The 22,994-nt window shown below is 68.7% G+C and carries 1 protein-coding gene; it reads left to right on the plus strand.

The window, feature by feature from the left end:
* The first annotated feature begins 6 nt into the window (after positions 1 to 6).
* Positions 7 to 22,674: a non-ribosomal peptide synthase/polyketide synthase gene (locus GGR61_RS04205; RefSeq protein WP_184620564.1), complete on the plus strand. Its 22,668-nt coding sequence runs from the start codon at positions 7 to 9 to the stop codon at positions 22,672 to 22,674.
* Positions 22,675 to 22,994: the final 320 nt, after the last annotated feature.

Genomic DNA, 22,994 nt, shown 5'->3' on the forward strand with positions numbered 1-22,994 from the left:
CCGACCATGCCATCGCCCCCCGCACTGCCTGCAGACCTGTCCGCGTTGAGCGCCGATGAAATCGAGCGCCTGTGGAATCTGTTGGAGGACGCCGATGCGGCCGATGCGGACAGCGACAGCATCCCGCAGCGCGACCCGGATCGGCCGATACCGTTGTCGTTCGCCCAGCAGCGCTTGTGGTTGCTCGCACAACTGGATCCAGGCAGCGCGTCGGCCTACCTGATCCCGGCCGGAGTGCGCCTGCGCGGCGCGTTGCAGGTAACGGCATTGCAGCAGACGCTGGAACGGATCGTCGCCCGCCACGAGGCCTTACGCACCCGCATCGTGACGGTGAACGGCGCTGCCGAACAGTTGATCGATCCGGCGGGCAGCGGCTTCGCACTCACCCACGTCGACCTCTCCCGGCACAGTCCAGCGGAGGCCCAGGCCGAGGCGCATCGGCATGCGTTGCAGGAGGCCTCCACCCCGTTCGACCTGGCACACGGTCCGCTGATCCGCGGCCGTCTGCTGCGTCTGGCCGCAGACGATCACGTGCTGCTGTTGACCATGCACCACATCGTCTCCGATGGCTGGTCGATGCAGCTGCTGATCCGCGAACTGGGCACGCTGTACACCGCCCTGGCGCAGGGCGTGGACGATCCGTTACCAGCCTTGTCCCTGCAATACGCCGATATCGTGGCCTGGCAACGGCGCCAGGCCGAGGGTCCCGGGTTGCAGCCGCAGCTCGATTTCTGGCTTGCGCATCTTCGCCAGGCACCGACGTTGCTCAGCCTGCCCAGCGATCGCCCACGCCCAGCGGTGCAGGATCACGCCGGCGATCGCGCGGAGATCGTGCTCGATGCCGATCTCGGCCACGCACTCGCCGCACTGAGCAAACGCCATGGCGTAACGGTGTTCGTGACCTTGCTGGCGAGCTGGGCCATCTTGCTGTCGCGGCAGTCCGGTCAAGACAGCGTGGTGATCGGCAGCCCAGTGGCCAATCGCCATCGCGCCGAGTTCGAGCCGGTGATCGGTTTTTTCGCCAATACCCAGGCGCTGCACGTCGATCTTTCCGGCAATCCCACCGTCGCCGCGTTGCTCGCCCAGGTGCGTGCTCTCGCGGGAGCAGCGCAGGCACATCAGGATCTGCCGTTCGAGCAACTCGTCGAAGCGCTCAATCCGGTCCGCGACCTCTCCCGCCATCCGCTGTTCCAGGTGTTGCTGAGTTGGCAGGAGGGTGCACCGGAGACGTTCGCGCTGCCCGGACTGAGCCTGGAACGTTTCCGCGCCGACCATCACAGCGCGAAGTTCGACCTGGAACTGTCGTTGCGCAATACCGGCGGGCGCATCGCCGGCCAGCTCACTTACGCCACCGCACTGTTCGAGCGCAGCACCATCGAACGCCACCTGGCCCAGTTCGTCACGTTGCTGCGCGGCACGGTCGCCGACGACAGCGCACGCGTCGATCGGCTGCCGCTGCTGAGCGCGCCCGAGCGCCAGCAATGGCTGCAGACGCTGGCGCAGACGCAGCGTGTGTTCGCCGACGATGCCTGTCTGCATACATTGTTCGAACAGCAGGTCGCGCAGACGCCCCACGCCATCGCCGTGGTGCACGACGACCTCGCGCTCAGCTATACCGAGCTCGACGCCCGTGCCAACCAGCTCGCCCATCACCTGATCGCCCAGGGCATCGGGCCGGAAGATCGCGTGGCGTTGTATCTGGAGCGCGGCATCGATCTGATCGTAGCCATCCTGGCCGTACTCAAGTCAGGCGCCGCCTATCTGCCGCTGGACCCGGCCTACCCCGCGCAGCGGCTGGCCTTCATGCTCGACGATGCGCAGCCGCGCATGCTGCTGGCCCATCGGGCGTTGGCAGCCACGCTGCCAACCGATTCCGAGATCGCCACGGTGCTGCTGAACGCTGACCCGGTATGGGCGCAGCAGCCGACACACGCGCCGCAGCGTAGCGACGTGCTGCCGCAACACCCGGCCTACGTCATCTACACCTCCGGCTCCACCGGCACCCCCAAGGGCGTGGTCGTGGCCCATGCCCAGGTCGTGCGCCTGCTGCATGCCACCCGCGCCTGCGTCGCACCCAGCGCCGAGGATGTCTGGACGCTGTTCCACTCCTGCGCCTTCGACTTCTCGGTCTGGGAACTGTGGGGCGCGCTGGCCCACGGCGGCCGCCTGGTGGTGGTGCTGCAGCACACCGCACGCGACCCCGCCGCGTTCCATGCCCTGCTCTGCCAGCAGCGCGTGAGCGTGCTCAATCAGACCCCCAGTGCCTTCCAGGCGCTGCTCGATGCGCAACGTGAGAGCCCTCTTCAGCACAGCCTGCGCCTGGTGATCTTCGGTGGCGAAGCGCTGCAACCGGCCAACCTGGCGCCTTGGTTTGCCCAGCACGGCCAGCGCACTGCCCTGCTCAACATGTATGGCATCACCGAGACCACGGTGCATGTCACCGCGCATGCGCTCAGTGCGGACGATGCGCAACGCCCGGGGCACAGCCCGATCGGCGTGCCGCTGGCCGATCTGCGCGCCTATGTGCTGGCAAACGATGGCCAGTGCCTGCCGGTTGGCGTGGCTGGCGAACTGCACGTGGCCGGTGCCGGCCTGGCGCGTGGCTATCTGGGCCGTCCCGGCCTGACAGCCGAGCGCTTCGTGCCCGATCCGTTCGCCGAACAAGCCGGCGAGCGCATGTACCGCACCGGCGACCTGGCGCGTTGGCATGCCGACGGCAGCCTCGAGTATCTCGGCCGTAACGACGAGCAGGTCAAGCTGCGCGGCTTCCGCATCGAACTGGGCGAAATCCAGGCCGCCTTGCGTAGCTGCGACGGCGTGCGCCAGGCCGTGGTCGTCGTGCGCGAAGACAACACCGGCGACAAGCGCCTGGTCGCCTACCTGGTCGGCGACACCGATATCACGCTCAACGCCGACACGTTACGCACCCAGCTCGGTGCCCGTCTGCCCGACTACATGTTGCCGGCCGCCTATGTGCAGCTCGATGCGCTGCCGCTGACCGCCAACGGCAAGCTCGATCGCCGTGCCCTGCCGGCACCGGACGCCGACGCACTCGCAACGCAGGCCTACGTTGCACCGGAAGGCGAGCTGGAACTGCTGCTGGCAACACTGTGGAGCGAACTGCTCGGCGTCGAAAAAGTCGGCCGCCACGACAGCTTCTTCGCCTTGGGCGGTCACTCGTTGCTGGCAATCAAGCTGATCGAACGCCTGCGCCAACACGGCTGGCAACTGGACGTGCGTGCACTGTTCACCCACGCGACCCTGGCCGCGGTGGCCGGCACGCTGAAACCCAACTCCGACGCCGCGATTCCACCGAACCGTATCGCAGCCGACTGCACCCGCATCACCCCCGCCTTGTTGCCACTGGTGCAGCTGACGCAAGCCGAGATCGATGCCATCGTCCGCAGCGTCGACGGCGGCGCGGCGAACGTCCAGGACCTCTATCCGCTGGCCCCGCTGCAGGAGGGCCTGCTGTTCCATCACCTGGCCGATCCAGATGCCGATCCCTACGTGAACACCACGGTGTTGGCCTTCGAGACCGAACAGCACGCGGCCGCATTCCTGAGCGCCTTCGACCAGGTGGTGGGGCGTCACGACATCCTGCGCACCAGCATCGTCTGGCAGGATCTGCCTGCACCGGTGCAGGTGGTCTGGCGCAGCGCCGCCATCCAGGTCCACCGGCACGCACTGCAGGGCCAGGACGTGCAGGCACAGCTGTTGACCAGGATGGGACCCGAACATGCCCGCCTGGACCTCGCCAAGGCACCGTTGTTGCAGGCCCATCTGGCCGAAGACCAGGCGCAGCAGCGCTGGCTCGTCGGTGTGCTGGCACACCACCTGGTCATGGATCACACCACGCTGGACCTGATCATCGAAGAGATCGGCGCGTACCTGTCGGGCAACCAGCAGCAACTGCCCGCGCCGCTGCCGTTCCGCAATTTCGTCGCCCAGGCGCAGCGCGCCGGGGACACCGCGCACGTGCCTTTCTTCAGTCGCATGCTGGGCGATGTCGATCATCCGACCACGCCGTTCGGTCTGCTTCGCAACGACATGCAGGGCGGCGAACCAGCGCAGCAGCGGGTGCCGGTCGCACACGACACTGCGCACTCGCTGCGTGCGCATGCCCGCCGCCTCGGTGTGAATGCGTCCAGCCTGTTCCACCTGGCCTATGCGCTGTTGCTGGCACGCATCAGCGCACGCACCGACGTGGTGTTCGGCACCGTCCTGTTCGGCCGCCTGAGCGGTAGCGACGGCGCCGACCGTGCCCTGGGCATGTTCCTCAATACGCTGCCGCTGCGCGTGCGGATCGACGCCACCAGCGTGACCGATGCCGTGCGCCGGATGCAGGCAGATATGGCCGAACTGCTGTGCCACGAAGACGTCGCGCTGACTGCGGTGCGCAAATGCAGCGCCATCCGTGCGCCGCTGCCGCTGTTCTCGGCCCTGCTCAATTACCGGTACGTAGGCCACACGCCGGCCGCAGCACAAGAAGGGACGCAGCACGATGCATGGCAAGGCGTGCGCGTAGTACAGGCGCGCGAACGCACCACCTATCCGTTGTCGCTGTCGGTCAACGACGACGGCGATGGATTCTCGCTCGACCTGCAGATCGACCCATGCCTCTCAGCCGAGCGCGTGGCCGGCTTCATGCTGCACGCGCTGCAGCAACTGGACGCGGCACTGAGTGGCGCAGCGGACACACCGCTGTGCGCCTTGCAGATTCTTCCGGCCGGCGAGCGCGAATGGCTGCTGCACGACGCCAACGCCAACCCCGCCGCAGCGCCTGCGATCGGCGACACGCTGCTCACCCGCCTGCAGGCGCAGATGCGTCAGCGTCCTGCGGCACCCGCACTGATCGACGGCGACCTGGTTGTGAGCTACGCCGAACTGCAGGCGCGGGCCACTGTGCTGGCCCAACGACTGCTCGCCTCCGGCGTCACGCCGGGTGCCTGCGTGGCGCTGCTGCTGCCGCGCTCGGCGCTGTTGGTCGTGGCCGAACTGGCGGTGCTGATGTGCGGCGCCGCGTATGTCGCCCTGGACCCGGCGCAGCCGCAAGCGCGCCTGCGCGCACTGCTGCACGACTGCGCCGCCGCCGCGCTGCTGTGCAACGCCGACAGCCCGCTCGATGCAGTGTCCATGCCATGTCTGCAGCTGGACTGGGCAGCCCTCGCGGGAGAAGCCGACACACCGCTCATCAGCGTCACGCCCGGCAGCGTCGCCTATGTCGTCTACACCTCCGGCTCCACCGGCACCCCGAAAGGCGTGGCCGTGTCGCATGGAGCCGTGCTGGCCTTCGCGCTCAGCCAGCAGCATGCGCCGTTGCAGCCGCAGGACCGCGTCGCCTTCCTCGCCAATCCTGCCTTCGATGCCAGCACGTTCGAAGTGTGGGCCACGCTGCTGCATGGCGCGGCCATCGTCGTCGTCGACCAGCAGACCCTGCTCGATCCGAGCGCACTGGCGCAGTCCCTGAGCGCCAGCGAGGTCAGCATCCTGCATCTGACCGCCGGGCTGTTGCCCGGCTACTGGCAGGCTATGCGCACATTCCTGCCGACGCTGCGCTGCCTGCTCACTGGCGGCGACAGCGTCGATGCCGGGACCGTCGCCGCGATCCTCGCCGACGCTGCACCGCAACGGCTGCTGCATTGTTATGGCCCGACCGAGACCACCACCTTCAGCGTGGTCCACCCGGTCGCGACAGTGGCCGCGGACGCGGCGCGGATCCCGCTCGGCCGGCCATTGCCGGGCAGCCGTGCCTATGTGCTCGACCACCACGGTCAGCCGGTTCCGATCGGTGTGGCCGGCGAACTGCATCTGGCCGGCGCGCAGCTCGCGCAGGGCTATCTGCACCGCCCCGACGTGACCTCCGAACGCTTCGTCCCCGATCCGTTTGCCGAACAAGCCGGCGAGCGCATGTACAAGACCGGCGACTTGGCGCGCTGGCGCGATGACGGGCTGCTGGAGTTCCTCGGACGCAACGACGATCAAGTCAAGATCCGTGGCTTCCGCATCGAACCGGGCGAGATCGAAGCGGCCTTGCGCGGCCGCGCTGGCGTGCAGGAAGCAGTGGTCGTCGCGCGCAATGACAGCGGCGAAAAACACCTGGTCGCCTATCTCGTCGGCGACGGGTCGGCGTTGGAACCAGCCAAACTGCGTGCCGACCTCGCCGCGCGTCTGCCCGAGCACATGCTGCCGGCCGCCTATGTGCAGCTGGACGCGCTGCCGCTGACGCGCAACGGCAAGCTCGATCGCGCCGCGCTGCCGGCGCCCGACGCTCAGGCACTCGACCTGCATGCCTATGTCGCCCCGCAGGGCGAACTCGAACACGTGCTGGCCACGCTATGGAGCGAGCTGCTCGGCGTCGAACAGGTCGGCCGCAACGATGATTTCTTCGCACTCGGCGGCCACTCGCTGCTGGCGGTCAAACTGATCGAACGCCTGCGCCGGCTCGATTGGCAAATCGATGTACGGGCGTTGTTCGCCCAATCCACGCTCGCCGGCCTGGCCGCCAATCTGCAGGCCGCATCCAGCGTTGTCGTGCCACCCAACCGCATCGGTCCCGATTGCACCCGCATCACCCCGGACCTGCTGCCGCTGGTCGCGCTGACCCAGCCAGAGATCGACGCGGTCGTGGCGAGCGTCGACGGCGGCGTGGCCAACGTGCAGGACATCTATCCGCTGGCGCCGTTGCAGGAAGGCCTGCTGTTCCACCACCTGGCCGATCCGCTCGCCGATCCGTATCTGCATTCGTCCGTGCTCGGTTTCCGGTCGAAAGCGCAGCTCGACGCCTTCCTCGACGCGCTCGACCAGGTCATCGCCCGCCACGACATCCTGCGCACCGGGTTCGTCTGGCAAGGCGTGTCTGCGCCGCTGCAGGTGGTCTGGCGCAAGGCCACGCTGGCGCGTCGCCTGCATCGCTTCGATGGTCCAGACCCGGCCACCGGGCTGCTGGCCTGGCTGCACGCGCCCGAGGCCGCACCCAGCCTGCAACAGGCACCGCTGATCCGCGCCCATCTGGCCCAGGACCCGAACGCAGGACGCTGGCTGCTCGGCCTGCAACAGCATCACTTGGTGATGGACCACACCACCCTGGAACTGGTCATCGAAGAAGTGCAGGCATACCTGGGTGGACGGCAGCACCAGCTGCCGCCGCCGCTACCGTTCCGCGACTTCATCGCGCATGCCCACGCCGGGGTCTCCGAGCAGGAGCACACCGCATTTTTCACCGCGATGCTCGGCGACATCGATGCACCCACCGCGCCTTTCGGCGTGCTCGCACCGGTACGCGATCCGGCCTCGCTGCATTTTCTCCACCAAGCGTTGCCCATGCCGCTGGCCCAAGCGGTGCGCGCCCAGGCGCGCCGTTACGGCGTCAGTGCCGCCAGCCTGTTCCATCTGGCCTATGCCTTGGTGCTGGCGCGTAGCAGCGGCCGCGACGAGGCGGTGTTCGCCACCCTGCTGTTCGGACGCATGCATGCCAGCGCCGGCGTGGACCGCGTGCTCGGCATGTTCCTCAACACCCTGCCGATCCGCCTGGGCACAGCGTGCGGCAGCGTGCTGGACGCGCTGCGCCACACCCAGCTCTGCCTGGCCCAGCTGCTGCACCACGAACATGCACCGCTTGCACTGGCCCAGCGCTGCAGCGGCTTGGATCCGTCCACACCGCTGCTCAACGCCTTGCTCAACTACCGCTATGCCGGCGGCAGCGCTGTGCTGGGTGGGTCCCAAGACGCCAAGCCACTCGGGCCTCTGGAGGAGGTGCAAGAGATCGCCGGTCAGGAGCGCACGCACTACCCATTGATGGTATCGGTCAACGACGAACAGTCCGACGGTGGATTTTCATTGGACCTGCAGTGCGTGCCACAGATCGGTACCGAACGTATCGCCGCGATGCTGCTGCAGACCGTGCAGGTGCTGGTCCAGGCGCTGGAGCACGCACCGCAGACCGCCTTGCACGCGCTGGATCTGCTGCCGGAGAACCAACGCGCGGAACTGCGCAACTTCAACGCCACTGCCGTCGATCTGACCGGTTCCGGCTACCTGCACCGGCAGATCGAACAACAGGCGCAACGCACGCCGCAGGCCACCGCCCTGATCGACGCTGAGATCGAACTGAGCTACGCCGCGCTCGAGGCCCGCGCCAATCAGCTCGCGCATCACCTGGTCGATCTCGGTGTGGCGCCTGAAGACCGTGTGGCCATTTGCCTGCCGCGCAGTATCGATCTGGTCGTGGCGCTGCTCGCCGTCCTCAAGGCCGGCGCCGCCTACCTGCCGCTGGACGTCGACGCACCGCCCGCGCGCCTGGACGGCATGCTCGCCGATGCGCGGCCCAGCGTATTGCTCGCCCATCGCGCCACTGCCGCGCTGCTGGCGCGACGCGATGGCCTGCATACCCTGCTGTTGGATGCCCAACCCACGGCGTGGACGTCGGCTCCCGCGCACGCTCCCACGGTTGCGGCGTTGCACCCGCAGCATCCGGCCTACGTCCTCTACACCTCCGGCTCCACCGGCACGCCCAAGGGCGTGGTCAACACCCATGCCGGCATCGACAACCGCCTGCAGTGGATGCAGCAGGCGCTGCAGCTGCACCCCCAACAGCGCGTGTTGCAAAAAACCCCGGTTGGCTTCGATGTCTCGGTATGGGAGTTGTTCTGGCCGCTGCGCGCAGGCGCGTGTCTGGTGCTGGCGCAACCCGGCGGCCACAAGGACCCCGCCTATCTGATCGACCTGATCGAGCAGGCACACATCGACACCGTGCACTTCGTGCCGTCGATGCTGCGGGTGTTCCTGGAAGCCTTGCCCGAAGGCGCATGCCACAACCTGCAACGCATCGTCTGCAGCGGCGAAGCCTTGCCTGCGGATCTTGCCCACGCCGTACGTCAGCGCCTGCCACACGCCCGCCTGTACAACTTGTATGGCCCGACCGAAGCGGCGGTGGATGTCAGCGTCTGGGAATGCACCGACGCCGACCTCAACAGCGTGCCGATCGGCCGGCCGATCGCCAATACCCGCCTGCACGTGCTCGATCCGCATCGCCAGTTGGCTCCCATCGGCGTGCCCGGCGAACTGCAGATCGCCGGCGTGCAGCTGGCGCGCGGCTATCTGGGCCGCCCGGATCTGACCGCCGAACGCTTCGTCCCGGATCCGTTCGCCGAGCAGCCCGGCCAGCGCATGTACCGTACCGGCGATCTGGCGCGCTGGCGTGCCGACGGCGCGCTGGACTATCTCGGCCGCAACGACGCCCAGATCAAGCTGCGCGGCGTGCGTATCGAACTGGGCGAAATCGAAACCGTCCTACGCGGCTGCGCTGGCGTACGCGAAGCGGTGGTCGTGGTCCGCGACGCGTTGCCAGACGCCACGCGGTTGATCGCCTATCTGGTCGGCGACAGCGACGCCGTGCTCGACGCCGACGCGTTGCGCGCCCAGCTCAGCGTATGTCTGCCCGAGGTGATGCTGCCGGTCGCCTACGTGCAGCTCGATGCACTGCCACTGACCGCCAACGGCAAGCTCGATCGCCGCGCACTGCCGGCACCCGATGCCGACGCGCTCGTTGCGCAGGCCTACGTTGCACCGCAAGGCGAGTTGGAAACGCAAGTGGCCGCACTGTGGAGCGAATTGCTCGGCATCGAGCAGATCGGTCGCCACGACAACTTCTTCGCCCTCGGCGGACACTCCCTGCTGGCGATGCGGCTGATCTCGCGTCTGCGCGGCGCGCTGGGCCGGGAGCTGCCGCTGGCCACGCTGTTCGCCCAGCCACGCCTGGCCGATCTGGCCCATGCGCTGGAAGGCGCCGCCGCCATCGCCCTGCCGGCCATCGTGCCGGCCGACCGTCGCCAGCCGCTGCCGCTGTCCTTCGCCCAGCAGCGCCTGTGGTTCCTCGCCCAACTGGACGCGCGCGCCAACCTGGCCTGCCATATCCCGGTCGGCCTGCGCCTGCACGGTGCACTCGCGGCCGACGCCCTGCAGCAGGCGCTGGATCGGATCGTGGCCCGGCATGAAACGCTGCGCACGCGGTTCGTCGCCGCCGATGGCGGAGCGGTACAGGAGATCGACCCGCCCGACAGCGGCTTCGCCCTGCGCCGTTTCGATCTGTCGCAGTGCACCGATCCCGAAACCGACATCCAGGCCCACGCGCAAGACGAGGCCAACTGTGTCTTCGACCTGAGCGAAGGCCCGCTGGCGCGCGGACGCTTGTTGCGGCTCGGCGACCACGCGCATGTGCTGTTTCTGACCCTGCACCATCTGGTCGCCGATGGCTGGTCCATCGCCGTGTTGGTGCGCGAGTTCGTCGCGCTGTACGGCGCGATGATCGACGGCTTGCCCGATCCGCTGCCGCCGTTGCCGCTGCAGTACGCCGATGTGGCGGCCTGGCAGCGGCGGGCGCTCGGCGAACAGGCTCTGCAACGCCAGCGCCGCTTCTGGCAGGAGCATCTGCAGGGCGCGCCGGAGCTGCTGGACCTGCCCACCGACCGGCCACGGCCGGCGCTGCAGGACTATCGCGGCGACGCGCTGAGCTTCCAGGTGGACCAGGACACCAGCCTCGCGCTGAAGGCCCTGGCCCAGCGCCACGGCACCACCCTGTTCATGGCCTTGCTGGCCGGTTGGGCGGTGCTGCTGGCGCGGTTGTCGGGTCAGCAAGAGGTCGTCATCGGCTCCCCGGTGGCCAACCGCAGCCGCAGCGAACTCGAACCGCTGATCGGCCTGTTTCTCAACACCCAGGCACTGCGGATCGACCTGTCCGCCGATCCGTCGGTCGCCGAGTTGCTGGCCCAGGTACGCGCCATCGCGCTGGCGGCGCAGGAGCATCAGGATCTGCCCTTCGAACAGGTCATCGAAGCGCTCAACCCCAGCCGCAGCATGGCGCATGCACCGCTCTACCAGGTGGTCCTGGCGATGCAGAACACGCCGGAAGAGGAGCTGACGCTGCCGGGACTGCAGATCGCCTCGATGCCGGTCGGACAGGTCTCCGCCCAGGTCGATCTGTGGTGGTCGATCAACGACAGCGATGCGGGTCTGCGTGGCTCGGTGATCTACGCCAGCACGCTGTTCGATCGCGCCACCGTGCAGCGCTGGACGCGGATGTGGATCGCGTTGTTGCAGGCCATGGCCGCACAGACGGACTGCGCAGTGAGCGCGCTGCCGCTGCTGCCCGCAGACCAACGCACGCAATTGCTGCAGCAGTTCAATCGCAGCAGCGCGCCATGGCCCGAGGCGCCCCTGCTGCAGCCGCTGTTCGACGCGCAATGCCAGCGCAATCCCGACGCACCGGCCCTGTCCGATGCGCAGTTGCAACTCACCTACGCCCAGCTCGATGTGCGCGCCAACCGCCTGGCCCATCGCCTGATCGCCGCCGGCGTGCGTCCGGATACCCGCGTGGCGCTGTACCTGCCACGCGGCGCCGAGCGCCTGGTCGCCCTGCTGGCCGTGCTCAAGGCCGGCGGCGCCTATGTGCCGCTCGACCCCGATCACCCCACCGAGCGCCTGGCCTTCATGCTCGCCGATGCGCGCGTGCGCGTGGTGCTCACCGACGCCCAACTGCAGCAGCAATTGCCCGCCAGCCGCGCCCTGCAGCGCACCACCGTGATGCTGCTCGATGCGCCGCTCCCGGCAGCGGACCCGGCCCACGACCATGCGCCGCTCATCGACGGCCTGCACCCGGACCACCTGGCCTACGTCATCTACACCTCCGGCTCCACCGGACAGCCCAAGGGCGTCATGGTCAGCCATCGCGGCCTGGTCAATTTGGCCCAGGCCCAGATCGCCGCCTTCGCGGTGCAGCAGGACAGCCGCGTCTTGCAACTGGCCAGCATCGGCTTTGACGCCTGTATCTCCGAACTGTTGATGGCCTGGCTGGCGGGCGCCTGCCTGCACGTCCCGCCCGCCGAGGCGCTGGCCGGACAGGCGCTGCTGGAGGTCATCAACGACCAGCGCATCACCCATCTGACCGTGACCCCGACGGTACTGGCCTCGCTGCCCGCGCAGGCCCGCTGCCCCAGCGTGCAGACCCTGGTGCTGGCCGGCGAGGCCGCCGACGCCGACCTGGCCCGCGATTGGCAGGCACAGACCCGGGTGATCAACGCCTACGGCCCCACCGAGGCCAGCGTCTGCGCCAGCCTGCATCTGGACGGGGTCCAGGACGGCGAGCACCTGCCGATCGGCCGGCCGCTGGCCAACGTGCGCCTGTACGTGCTCGATCCGCGCGGCCGCCCCGCGCCGATCGGCGTGAGTGGCGAACTGCATATCGCCGGCCATGGCCTGGCGCGCGGCTATCTCGGCCGTGCGGACCTGACCGCCGAGCGCTTCGTGCCCGACCCGTTCGCCGAGCGGCCGGGTGAGCGCCTATACCGCACCGGCGACCTGGCACGCTGGCGTGCCGACGGCACGCTGGACTTCCTCGGCCGCAACGACGCGCAGGTCAAGATCCGTGGCGTGCGCATCGAACTGGGCGAGATCCAGGCCGCCCTGCGGACGTGCCACGGCGTGCGCGAGGCGGTGGTGCTCGCCAGTGCCGACAGCAATGGCGACAACCGCCTGGTCGCCTATCTGGTCGGCGACGCCGAGGTCACGTTCGACGCCGACGCCGTGCGTACCCAGCTCGGCACCCGCCTGCCCGAGGTCATGCTGCCGACCGCCTATGTGCAGCTCGATGCGCTGCCGCTGACGCCCAACGGCAAGCTCGATCGCCGTGCCCTGCCGGCACCCGATGCCGATGCGCTCGCCGCGCAGGCCTACGTCGCACCGGAAGGCGTGCTGGAGATCCTGCTGGCTGCGCTGTGGAGCGAGCTGCTCGGTGTCGAACGGGTCGGCCGCCACGCCAACTTCTTCGCCCTGGGCGGGCACTCGCTGCTGGCGATCAAGCTGATCGAACGCCTGCGCCAGCATGGCTGTGAGCTGCAGGTGCGTGCCCTGTTCGGCGCCACCACCCTGGCCGAGCTGGCCGCCGCGCTGCGTCCCAGCGGTGCGGTGGAAGTGCCGCCCAACCGTATCCCGCCCGACTGCACCCGCATCACCCCCGAGTTGTTGCCGCTGGTCCAGCTGACCCAGGCCGAGATCGACGCGGCCGTGGCCAGCGTCGAAGGCGGCGCGGCCAACGTGCAGGACATCTACCCGCTGACCGCCTTGCAGGAAGGCTTGTTGTTCCATCATCGGGCCAGCCCGGTGGGCGATGCCTACCTGAGCTTCAGCGTGCTGGCCTTCGACAGCCGCGCGTACCTGGACGCCTTCGTCGCCGCGCTGGACGCAGTCATCGCCCGCCACGACATCCTGCGCACCAGCTTCGCCTGGCAAGGCCTGCCCATGCCGGTGCAGATCGTCTGGCGCCATGCCTCGCTGCCGCGGCACGAACACAGCATCGATGCCCCCGATGTACTGGCAGCACTGAAGCGGCACATGGATCCACGCAGCATCCGCATCAATGTCGGCCAGGCACCGCTGCTCCGTGGTCATCTCGCCGAAGATCCGCAGCAGTCACGCTGGCTGCTGGGCCTGCAGACCCATCACCTGATGATCGATCACACCACCCTGGAATTGTTGATCGAAGAAGTACATGCGCATCTGGACGAACGACAGCAGCAGTTGCCCGAGCCTCTGCCATTCCGCAATCTGGTCGCCCAGGCACGCCTGGGCGTGAGCGACGACGAGCACCGCGCCTTCTTCACCCAGCAGTTGGGTGATCTGGACACCCCCACCGCGCCGTTCGGCTTGTGGGAAGTGCGCGGCAGTGGCGCGGATATCGAACAGATCCGGCAGTCCTTGCCACAACCGCTCTGCACCGCCTTGCGCCTGCAAGCGCGCCGTCTCGACGTCAGCCCCGCCAGCCTGTTCCATCTGGCCTACGCCCTGCTGTTGGCCCAAAGCAGCGGCCGGGACGATGTGGTGTTCGGCACGACCCTGTTCGGACGCATGCACGCCGGCAGCGGTGCACACCGGGTGCTGGGCATGTTCATCAACACCCTGCCCATCCGCCTGCGACGCGACGGTCGCGGCGTCGCTCAGTGCGTACGCGACACCCAGCAGCGGCTCGCCCAATTGATCCATCACGAACATGCCCCGCTGGCCCTGGCACAGCGCTGCAGTGGCATCGCCGCGCCCGCACCGCTGTTCATCGCATTGCTCAACTACCGCCATGCCGGCGGCAGCGCGGTGCAGACACCGGCCGAGACGTCGCAGGCCTGGCTCGGTACGCAAATGCTGGAGTCGGAGGATCGCACCAGTTACCCACTGACGCTCTCGGTCGACGACATCGCCGCGAACGCAGGCTTCTCGCTGGAAGCACAGGTGGACCAACGCATCGGCGCAGCGCGCGTCATCGCGTTGATGCTGCAGGCCGTGCAGGGATTGGTGCAGGCATTGGAGCAGGCGCCGGACACGAGCTTGCGCGCCCTGGATCTGCTACCCGCCGACGAACGCGCACAGCTGCAGCGCTTCACCGTCACCGAGACCGTTCCGCTGGCGCAGGCCCGGTGCGTCCACCACCTGTTCGAAGACCAGGTGCGCCGCACGCCCGATGCCATCGCAGTGCGCGCCGACACCGTCGAACTCAGCTACGCCGCGCTCGAGGCGCGCGCCAACCGGTTGGCCCATCGCCTGCACAAACTGGGCGTTGGACCGGAGAGCCGGGTTGCCCTGTACCTGCCGCGCGGCATCGAACAGGTCGTTGCGCTGCTGGCCACGCTCAAGGCCGGCGCCGCCTACCTGCCGCTGGACCCGGACCTGCCCGACGAACGCCTGGCCTTCCTGCTCACCGACAGCCGCCCGCGCGCAGTGCTGACCTGTGGCGAACTGCGCGAGCGGCTCCACTCCATCGGCAGTGCCATGCAAAGCATCAGCGTGCTGACCTTGGATACGGACGCACACACTGAAGATCCCGGCGCACCGAGCGTGCCCGGCCTGTGCCCGGACAACCTGGCCTATGTGATCTACACCTCCGGCTCCACCGGCCAGCCCAAGGGCACGTTGCTCACTCACGCCGGTGCCACGCATTACCTGCAATGGGCCATCGCCACCTATCGTCCATTACCGAGCGCGGTGGTGTCTTCCTCGCTGGCGTTCGATGCAACGCTGACCAGTCTGCTCGCGCCGCTGCTGTGTGGTGCCCGGGTCGAACTGCTGCCAGAGCACGACACGCTCGAGGCTTTGCGCCAGCGCCTGTGCGATCCGACCCCGCTGGCCTTGGTCAAACTCACCCCGGCACATTTGGAAGTGCTCGGTCAGCAGCTGGTTGAGCATGAAGGACCGCTCAGCCCGGCAGTGATGGTGATCGGCGGCGAAGCCTTGCCCGCAGCAACACTCGCACGCTGGCAGACCCTGGCCCCACACACGCGGATCATCAACGAATACGGCCCCACCGAGACCGTGGTCGGCTGCGCGGTGCACGCCACCACCGCCGACGATGCCCTGGCCCCGAGCGGCCGCGTGCCGATTGGCCGACCGATCGATCATCTACGGCTCTATGTCCTGGATCCGCACGGTCAGCTGGCACCGATCGGCGTCGCCGGCCACCTGCATATCGCCGGCCCGCAGCTCGCCCGCGGCTACCTCGGCCGCCCCGACCTGACCGCCGAACGCTTCGTCCCCGATCCGTTCGCAGAACAGCCCGGCCAGCGCATGTACCGCAGCGGCGATGTGGCCTGCTGGCGTACCAACGGCACGCTGGACTTCCTCGGCCGCAACGACGACCAGGTCAAGCTGCGCGGCTTCCGTATCGAACTCGGCGAAATCGCCGCCGCGCTGCGTGCCTGCCCCGGCGTGCACGACGCCGCCGTGCTGCTGCGCGAAGACACTCCCGGCCAGCCGCGCCTGGTCGCCTATCTGCTCACCGAACGGCCCGACCAGGCCGACCCGCTGGCGCTGCGCGACACCTTGGCCATACGCCTGCCCGAGGTGATGCTGCCGACCGCCTATGTGCGACTCGAAGCGCTGCCGCTGACCGCCAACGGCAAGCTCGATCGCCGCGCCCTGCCGGCGCCGGGCGCGGACGCGCGCGCCGCGCAGGCCTATGCGGCCCCCGAAGGCGAGCGGGAAACCCTGCTGGCCGCGCTGTGGAGCGAGCTGCTCGAGATCGACCGGGTCGGCCGCCAAGACAGCTTTTTCGCCCTCGGCGGGGACTCGCTACTGGCGATCCTGTTGATCGAACGCCTGCAGCAGTCGGGCTGGCAGTTGGACGTCGGCGACCTGTTCAAGACACCGGTGCTGGCCACGCTGGCCGATGCGCTGCGTCCGGCGGCGGTCGTGCCGGTGCCGGCCAACCGGATCGCGCGCGATTGCACGCGGATCGTGCCCGACGACCTGCCGCTGGTGGTCCTGACCCAGACCGAGATCGATGCGGTGGTGGCGACCGTTGCAGGCGGCGCCGCCAACGTGCAGGACATCTATCCACTCGCCGCGCTGCAGGAAGGCCTGCTGTTCCACCATCTGCAACACACCGACAGCGACCCTTACGTCATGCCCGGCCTGCATGCATTCGCCACGCGTGCCGAGCTGGATCGGTTCCTGGCCGCACTGAACAGCGTGATCGCCCGCCACGACATCCTGCGCACCGCCTTCGTCTGGCATGGGGTCCGCGAAGCGGTGCAGGTGGTCTGGCGACACGCTCCGCTGCGGCTGCATTCCCATGTCCTCGACGGCAGCGACGCGTTGGCGCAACTGCAGCGCTGCCTCACATCGCCGCAGGCGCGGATCGACCCGCAGCAGGCACCACTGCTGCATGCACATCTGCTCCACGACACCATTCACCAGCGCTGGCTGCTCGGCCTCCTCTACCACCACCTGGTGATGGACCACACCTCGATGGATCTGGCCATCGAGGAAGTCGGCGCGTTCCTGGCCGGCCAGGAGCAGTCCCTGCCGGCACCGCTGCCGTTCCGCGAGTTCGTCGCCCGTGCGCGGCTGGGCGGTTCGGCACAGGCGCAGGAAGCGTTCTTCGGCGAACTGCTGGGCGACGTCGCGCAGACCACCGCGCCGTACGGCATGCTCGATGTGCACGGCGACGGCAGCAATGTGCGCGAAGCGCGCCTGCCGGTCCCCGACGCGCTGACCCAGGCGCTGCGCGCGCAGGCGCGGGTGCTGGACGTAGGCATGGCCAGCCTGTTCCATCTGGCTTACGCGCTGGTGGTGGCCACGACCAGCGGACGCGACGACGTGGTGTTCGGCACGACGCTGTTCGGCCGCATGCAGGGCGGCAGCGGCATCCACCGCGTGCTGGGCATGTTCCTCAATACCTTGCCGCTGCGCCTGCGCATCGACGCCACCAGCGTGGCCGATGCCGCAGGCACGGTGCAGGCCCTGTTGGCGATGCTCATGCAGCACGAACACGCGCCGTTGAGCCTGGCCCAGCGCTGCAGCGGCGTCGCCGCACCGGCACCGTTGTTCACCGCCCTGCTCAACTACCGCCACGTCGGCGGTAGCCAGGTGCTGGACAAGGCGCCGGACTGGGGTGGCATGCAATCGCTTGGCGCCAGCGAACGGACCAACTATCCGCTGTCGTTGTCGGTGAACGATGACGACCGCGGTTTCTGGCTGGATGTCCAGACCGGCCCAGCGGTCGCACCGGAGTCGGTCGGGCATCTCATGCTCGAAGCCTTGCAGCAACTCGCGCGAGCGCTGGCCGATGCGCCAGGCACCGCATTGCACGACCTCGACATCCTGCCGGAGAGCATGCGTACCGGCATCGTCGCCGGATTCAACCCGGCGCCCGCCGACGCACCCGACGCTGGCGTATCGCACTTGTTCGCCATGCAGGCGGCGCGCACTCCGCAGGCACCGGCGCTGATCGATGCCGACGGTACCACCCTCAGCTATGAAGAACTCGCGCAACGCGCCGAGCATCTGGCCTGCCGCCTGCGTGCGTTGGGCATCGGGCCGGAAGCGCGGGTGGCGGTGTGCATGCCGCGCGGCATCGATCTGGTGGCAACGCTGCTGGGCGTGTTGCAGGCCGGCGCGGCCTACGTGCCGCTGGACCCCGAGTATCCCGAGCAACGCCGTGCCGACATCCTGCGCGACTGCCGGCCACAGTTGCTGGTGACAACCTCCGCGTGCGCACACACGCTGCCCCCGCAGGCCGACGTCCCGCTGCTGTGCTACGACGACGGCAACGACGCGGCCATCGCCGCGCCGACCGCCCTGCCCGCTACCCGCGCCGAGCAATTGGCCTATCTGATCTATACCTCCGGCTCCAGCGGACGTCCCAAGGGCGCGATGATCGAGCACGGTGCCTTGGCCGCCTACTGTGTCGCCGCCGCCGAACTGTTCGGCCTGAGCGGCGAGGACTGCGTGCTGCAGCAGAATTCGATCAACTTCGATCTGTCGCTGGAAGAACTGCTGCCGGCGCTGATCGCCGGCGCCTGCCTGCGGCTGGCGCCGCTGCCGCTGGACGCGGCTGCCACCCCAACGCCCGCCAGCGTGCTGCATCTGACCAGCGCGCATTGGCATGCGCTGGTGAGCGCATGGACGCAGGCGCCCGAGCAGGCCCGCCAGCAGCTCCAGCAGGTGCGCCTGATCAACATCACCGGCGACGTGCTGTCGCCATTCCACCTGCAGCAGTGGTACGACCTGGGCCTGCAGGCGATCGTCCTGGTCAACACCTATGGCCCCACCGAGACCGCGATCTCCTGCACCGCCGCACGCCTGTGCGCCGCCGACGCCAGCACCGCCCGCATCGGCATCGGCACGCCGCTGCGCCACGCGCGCCTGTACGTGCTCGATGCGCGCCGCCGTCCGCTGCCGATCGGCGTGGCCGGCGAGCTGTATGTCGCGGGCGCCCAGGTCGGTCGCGGCTACCACGCGCAGCCGGCACTGAGCGCGGAACGGTTCCTGCCCGACCCGTTCGCGCTTGGCCCTGGCCAGCGCATGTATCGCACCGGCGACCTGGCGCGCTGGAACGCGGACGGCAGCCTGGAGTTTCTCGGCCGCAACGACCAGCAACTCAAGCTGCGCGGGTTCCGGGTCGAACTGGGCGAAATCGAAAACGTGCTGCTGGACTATCCGGGCGTGCGCGAGGCGGCAGTCTGCGCGCGCCAGGACGCCACAGCGGCGACGCGTGTGGTGGCCTACGTGGTTGCCGACGCACTCGATCCGGACAGCCTGCATGCACACCTCGCACAGCGCCTGCCCGACTACATGCTGCCCAATGCCTATGTCCGCCTGGACGCACTGCCGCTGACGCCAAACCGCAAGCTGGATCGCCATGCGCTGCCGGCGGCGGACACCGGCATGCAGATCCAGGCCCAAGGCCATGTGCCGCCGCGCGGGCCCTTCGAGCAGGCGCTGGCCATGCTGTGGGCCGAACTGCTCGGCTGCGAACGCGTCGGCCGCGAGGACAGCTTCTTCGCGCTCGGCGGGCACTCCCTGCTCGCGGTCCGCCTGGCCTCGCGGCTGCGCAGCCATTTCGGCGTCGATGTCGGCCTGGCCGACATCTTCGCCCATCCGCGTCTGGCCGACTTCGCCGGCTGCGTCGCGGCCGCCGCAGCGGACACCCTGCCGCCGATCCTGCCCGTCCCACGGGACACGCTGCTGCCGTTGTCCTTCGCCCAGCAGCGGCTGTGGTTCCTGTCGCAGCTGGACCCCGAGACCGACCTCGCCTATCTGGTCTGCACCGGCATGCGCATGGACGGTGCGCTGGACCTGCCGGCGCTGCGCAAGGCCCTGGACCGCATCGTCGCGCGCCACGAAACGCTGCGCACACGCATCGTCGCCAGCGCTGGCGAGCCGCGGCAAGAGGTGCTGCCGGCCGACACCGGATTTGTCTTGCGCCAGAGCGACCTGTCCGCGCTGGAGGACTCAGCCTCGCGGGTGCAGCAACTGTGCGCAGACGAACGCCAGACCGCCTTCGATCCGGCCGCCCCGCTGGTGCGCGGCCATCTGCTGCGTCTGGCGCCGCAGCAGCACGTGCTGTTGATCACCCTGCATCACCTGGTCTGCGATGGCTGGTCGATGGGCGTGCTGATCGGCGAACTGGGTGCGCTGTACACCGCCTATGCCCAGCACGCGCGCGATCCGCTGCCGCCCTTGCCGCTGCAGTACGCCGATGTCGCGGTGTGGCAGCGCCGCTGGCTGGAGGGCGAGGTTCTGCAGCGTCAGCTCGATTACTGGCGCGAGCGCCTGCGCGACGCACCGCGGTTGCTGGCACTGCCGACCGACCACACGCGTCCGGCACGGCAGGACTTCCACGGCGACAGCATCGCTTTCTCGCTTCCTGCCACGGTGAGTTCGGGCTTGCATGCCCTGAGCGTGCGCCATCGGGTCACGCCATTCATGACCCTGCTCGCCGCCTGGGCGCTGCTGCTGCACCGCTACAGCGGCCAGGAAGAGGTCGTGATCGGTACCCCGCTTGCCGGCCGCGATCGCAGCGAGCTCGAACCCTTGATCGGTTTCTTCGTCAATACCGTTGCGCTGCGTATCGACCTGTCCGGGCGTCCCAGCGTCGCGCAATTGCTGGAACGCGTCCGCAACGCGGTGCTCGGCGCGCAGGCGCACCAGGAGCTGCCGTTCGACCGCGTCATCGAAGCGGTCCAGCCCACCCGCACGCTCGCGCACGCCCCGTTGTGCCAGGCGCTATTTTCGTCCGACACCACGCCGTCGGGCGCACTGGACATGCCCGGCCTGCAGTTGCAGCCGCTGCAAGGCGGCAACCCGGTCGCGCTGGCCGATCTGGCGCTGGAAATGCGCGTCGGCCGCGACGGCATCGTCGGTTCGCTGGTCTATGCAACGGCGTTGTTCGAACGCGCCACACTGCAGCGGCATCTGGCCTATTACCAGGCGCTGCTAAGCGCCCTCGCCGATGCCGGCGAGGCCCAGGTGGCCGACGACCTGCCGCTGCATACCCCGGCGCAGCAGCGGCTGGCGCACGATAGCCACTGCGAAGCGGTGCAGCCGCTGCCGGCCAGCGTGCATGCCGCCTTTGCGCAACAGGTGCAACGCACGCCCACTACGCCGGCCGTCTGCGACGGGACGCTGCAGCTGGACTACGCCGATCTGGATGCGCGCTCGGACGCCTTGGCGCAGCAGCTACGTGCTGCCGGCATCGGCGCCGGCGCCACGGTGGCGACGGTACTGCCGCGCAGTGCGGCCCTGGTGATCGCGCAGTTGGCCATCCTCAAGCTGGGCGCCGCCTACCTGCCGCTGGACCCGCAACAGCCCGCCCTGCGCCTGGCGCAATTGCTGGAGGATTGCCGCGCAGCCGCGCTGCTGCATCCACCACAGGCACGTCCGGCCTGGGCCGGCGCACTGCACTGCCTGGCGGTCGACGTGGATGCGCCGACCGCCACAGCGGAGCGGTTCTCTGCTGCGGCGGTGCCGGGCAACGCGCCTGCCTACGTCATGTACACCTCCGGCTCCAGCGGTGTGCCCAAGGGCGTGGTCATCACCCATCGCGGCATTCTCAATCTGGTTGCCGCGCCGGACTACGCCGACTGGAAAGCGCAGGACCGCTTCGCCTTCGCCTCCAACCCGGCATTCGACTCCACCACCCTGGAAGTCTGGGCGCCGCTGCTGTGCGGTGCCTGCGTGGTGGTGGTGCCGCAGGCGGTGGTGCTCGATCCCAACGCATTGGCGGGCTTCGTCCGCACACAAGCGATCAGCGTCCTGATCCTGGTGGCCGGTGTGTTGCGGGCGTACGCACCGCAGCTGGCAACCTCCCTGCCCAGATTGCGTTATCTGATCACCGGCGGCGATGTTGCCGATCCACATGCGCTGTCCCTGCTACTGGGTTCTGCCGAGGCGCCGGAGCAAGTGCTGCAGACCTACGGACCAACCGAGACCACCCAGTTCGCCACCACCCTCGCCCTGCGCCAGTCGCCGCCGCCGGATCGGCGTGTTCCGATCGGGCAGCCGATCCGCCACATGCAGGTGCGTCTGCTCGACGCCCGCGGCAAGCCGGTGCCCATCGGCATTCCCGGCGAGCTGCATCTGGCCGGTGCCGGCCTGGCCCAGGGCTACGTCGGGCGCCCCGGCGCGACCGCCGAACGGTTCGTGCCGGATCCGCTCGCCGTTGTGCCTGGCACGCGCATGTATCGTACCGGCGACCTGGCCCGCTGGCGGGAAGACGGCAGCCTGGATTTCCTCGGGCGCGCCGACGCGCAACTGAAGCTGCGTGGCTTCCGCATCGAACCGGGCGAGATCGAGGCCGTGCTCGGCAGCCACCCGCAGGTGGCACAGGCGGTGGTGCATGTCCAGCTCGACCTTGCCAATCAACCGCGTCTGCTGGCGTACATCGTCGCCGACGCCGCAGCCGAACAAACCGCGCTGTGCCAGCGCCTGCGCCCCTGGCTGATCGACCGATTGCCCGACTATATGCAACCGGCCGCCTACATCCCGCTGCCACGGCTGCCGCTCACGGTCAACGGCAAGCTCGACCGCAACGCATTGCCGAGCGACACCGGCCAGGCGCGCAGCGGCGAAGCGGCGCAAGGCGCGAGCGAGCAGGCCCTGGCGCGCCTATGGTGCGAGCTGCTCGGCCTGGAGACGATAGGCCGCCATGACGACTTCTTCGAGGTCGGCGGTCATTCACTGCTGGCGGTGCAACTGATCGCACGCATCGAGTCGCAGCTGCAGCGACGCATCGCCGTTTCGCAACTGTTCGCCCATTCCAGCGTGGCCGCGCTCGCGGTCCTGCTGGACGCTAGTGAGATGCACAGCGACGACATGATCACGACCGGCGACCGCGAGGACTACTCCACATGAGTCGGTTCGATCCGCATACACCCGTGTCCGCCGTCGAGCGCAGCCCAGCTCGACGGCAACGCCTGCCCCGCGCGCCTTCCATCAACGCTGCGCAGGATGCACCTGGCATGCCGCGACGGCGAACCCGTGCAATGCCGGTCCGATCAATGCACACATGCGGAATGTGGCGGCCACGCAACGGTCGCTGCTCGCGAACAGAGTGCGCATCGGGCGATCTCGCCCGCTATATCGCGCATGCTGGCCCGAGCAGCTTTAGAGCGGCTAACAAAACGACTTCGCGTCAGCCTACTGCAGGCCGGCTGATCTGCGGCCTGGCTGCA

It is taken from the genome of Xanthomonas sp. 3058, assembly GCF_014199765.1.
In the GTDB taxonomy this organism is placed as follows: Bacteria; Pseudomonadota; Gammaproteobacteria; order Xanthomonadales; family Xanthomonadaceae; genus Xanthomonas; species Xanthomonas campestris_B.

Excerpts from the sequence above, each read along its gene's own strand:
- GGR61_RS04205 (WP_184620564.1), top strand. The coding sequence starts at position 7 with ATGCCATCGCCCCCCGCACTGCCTGCAGACCTGTCCGCGTTGAGCGCC.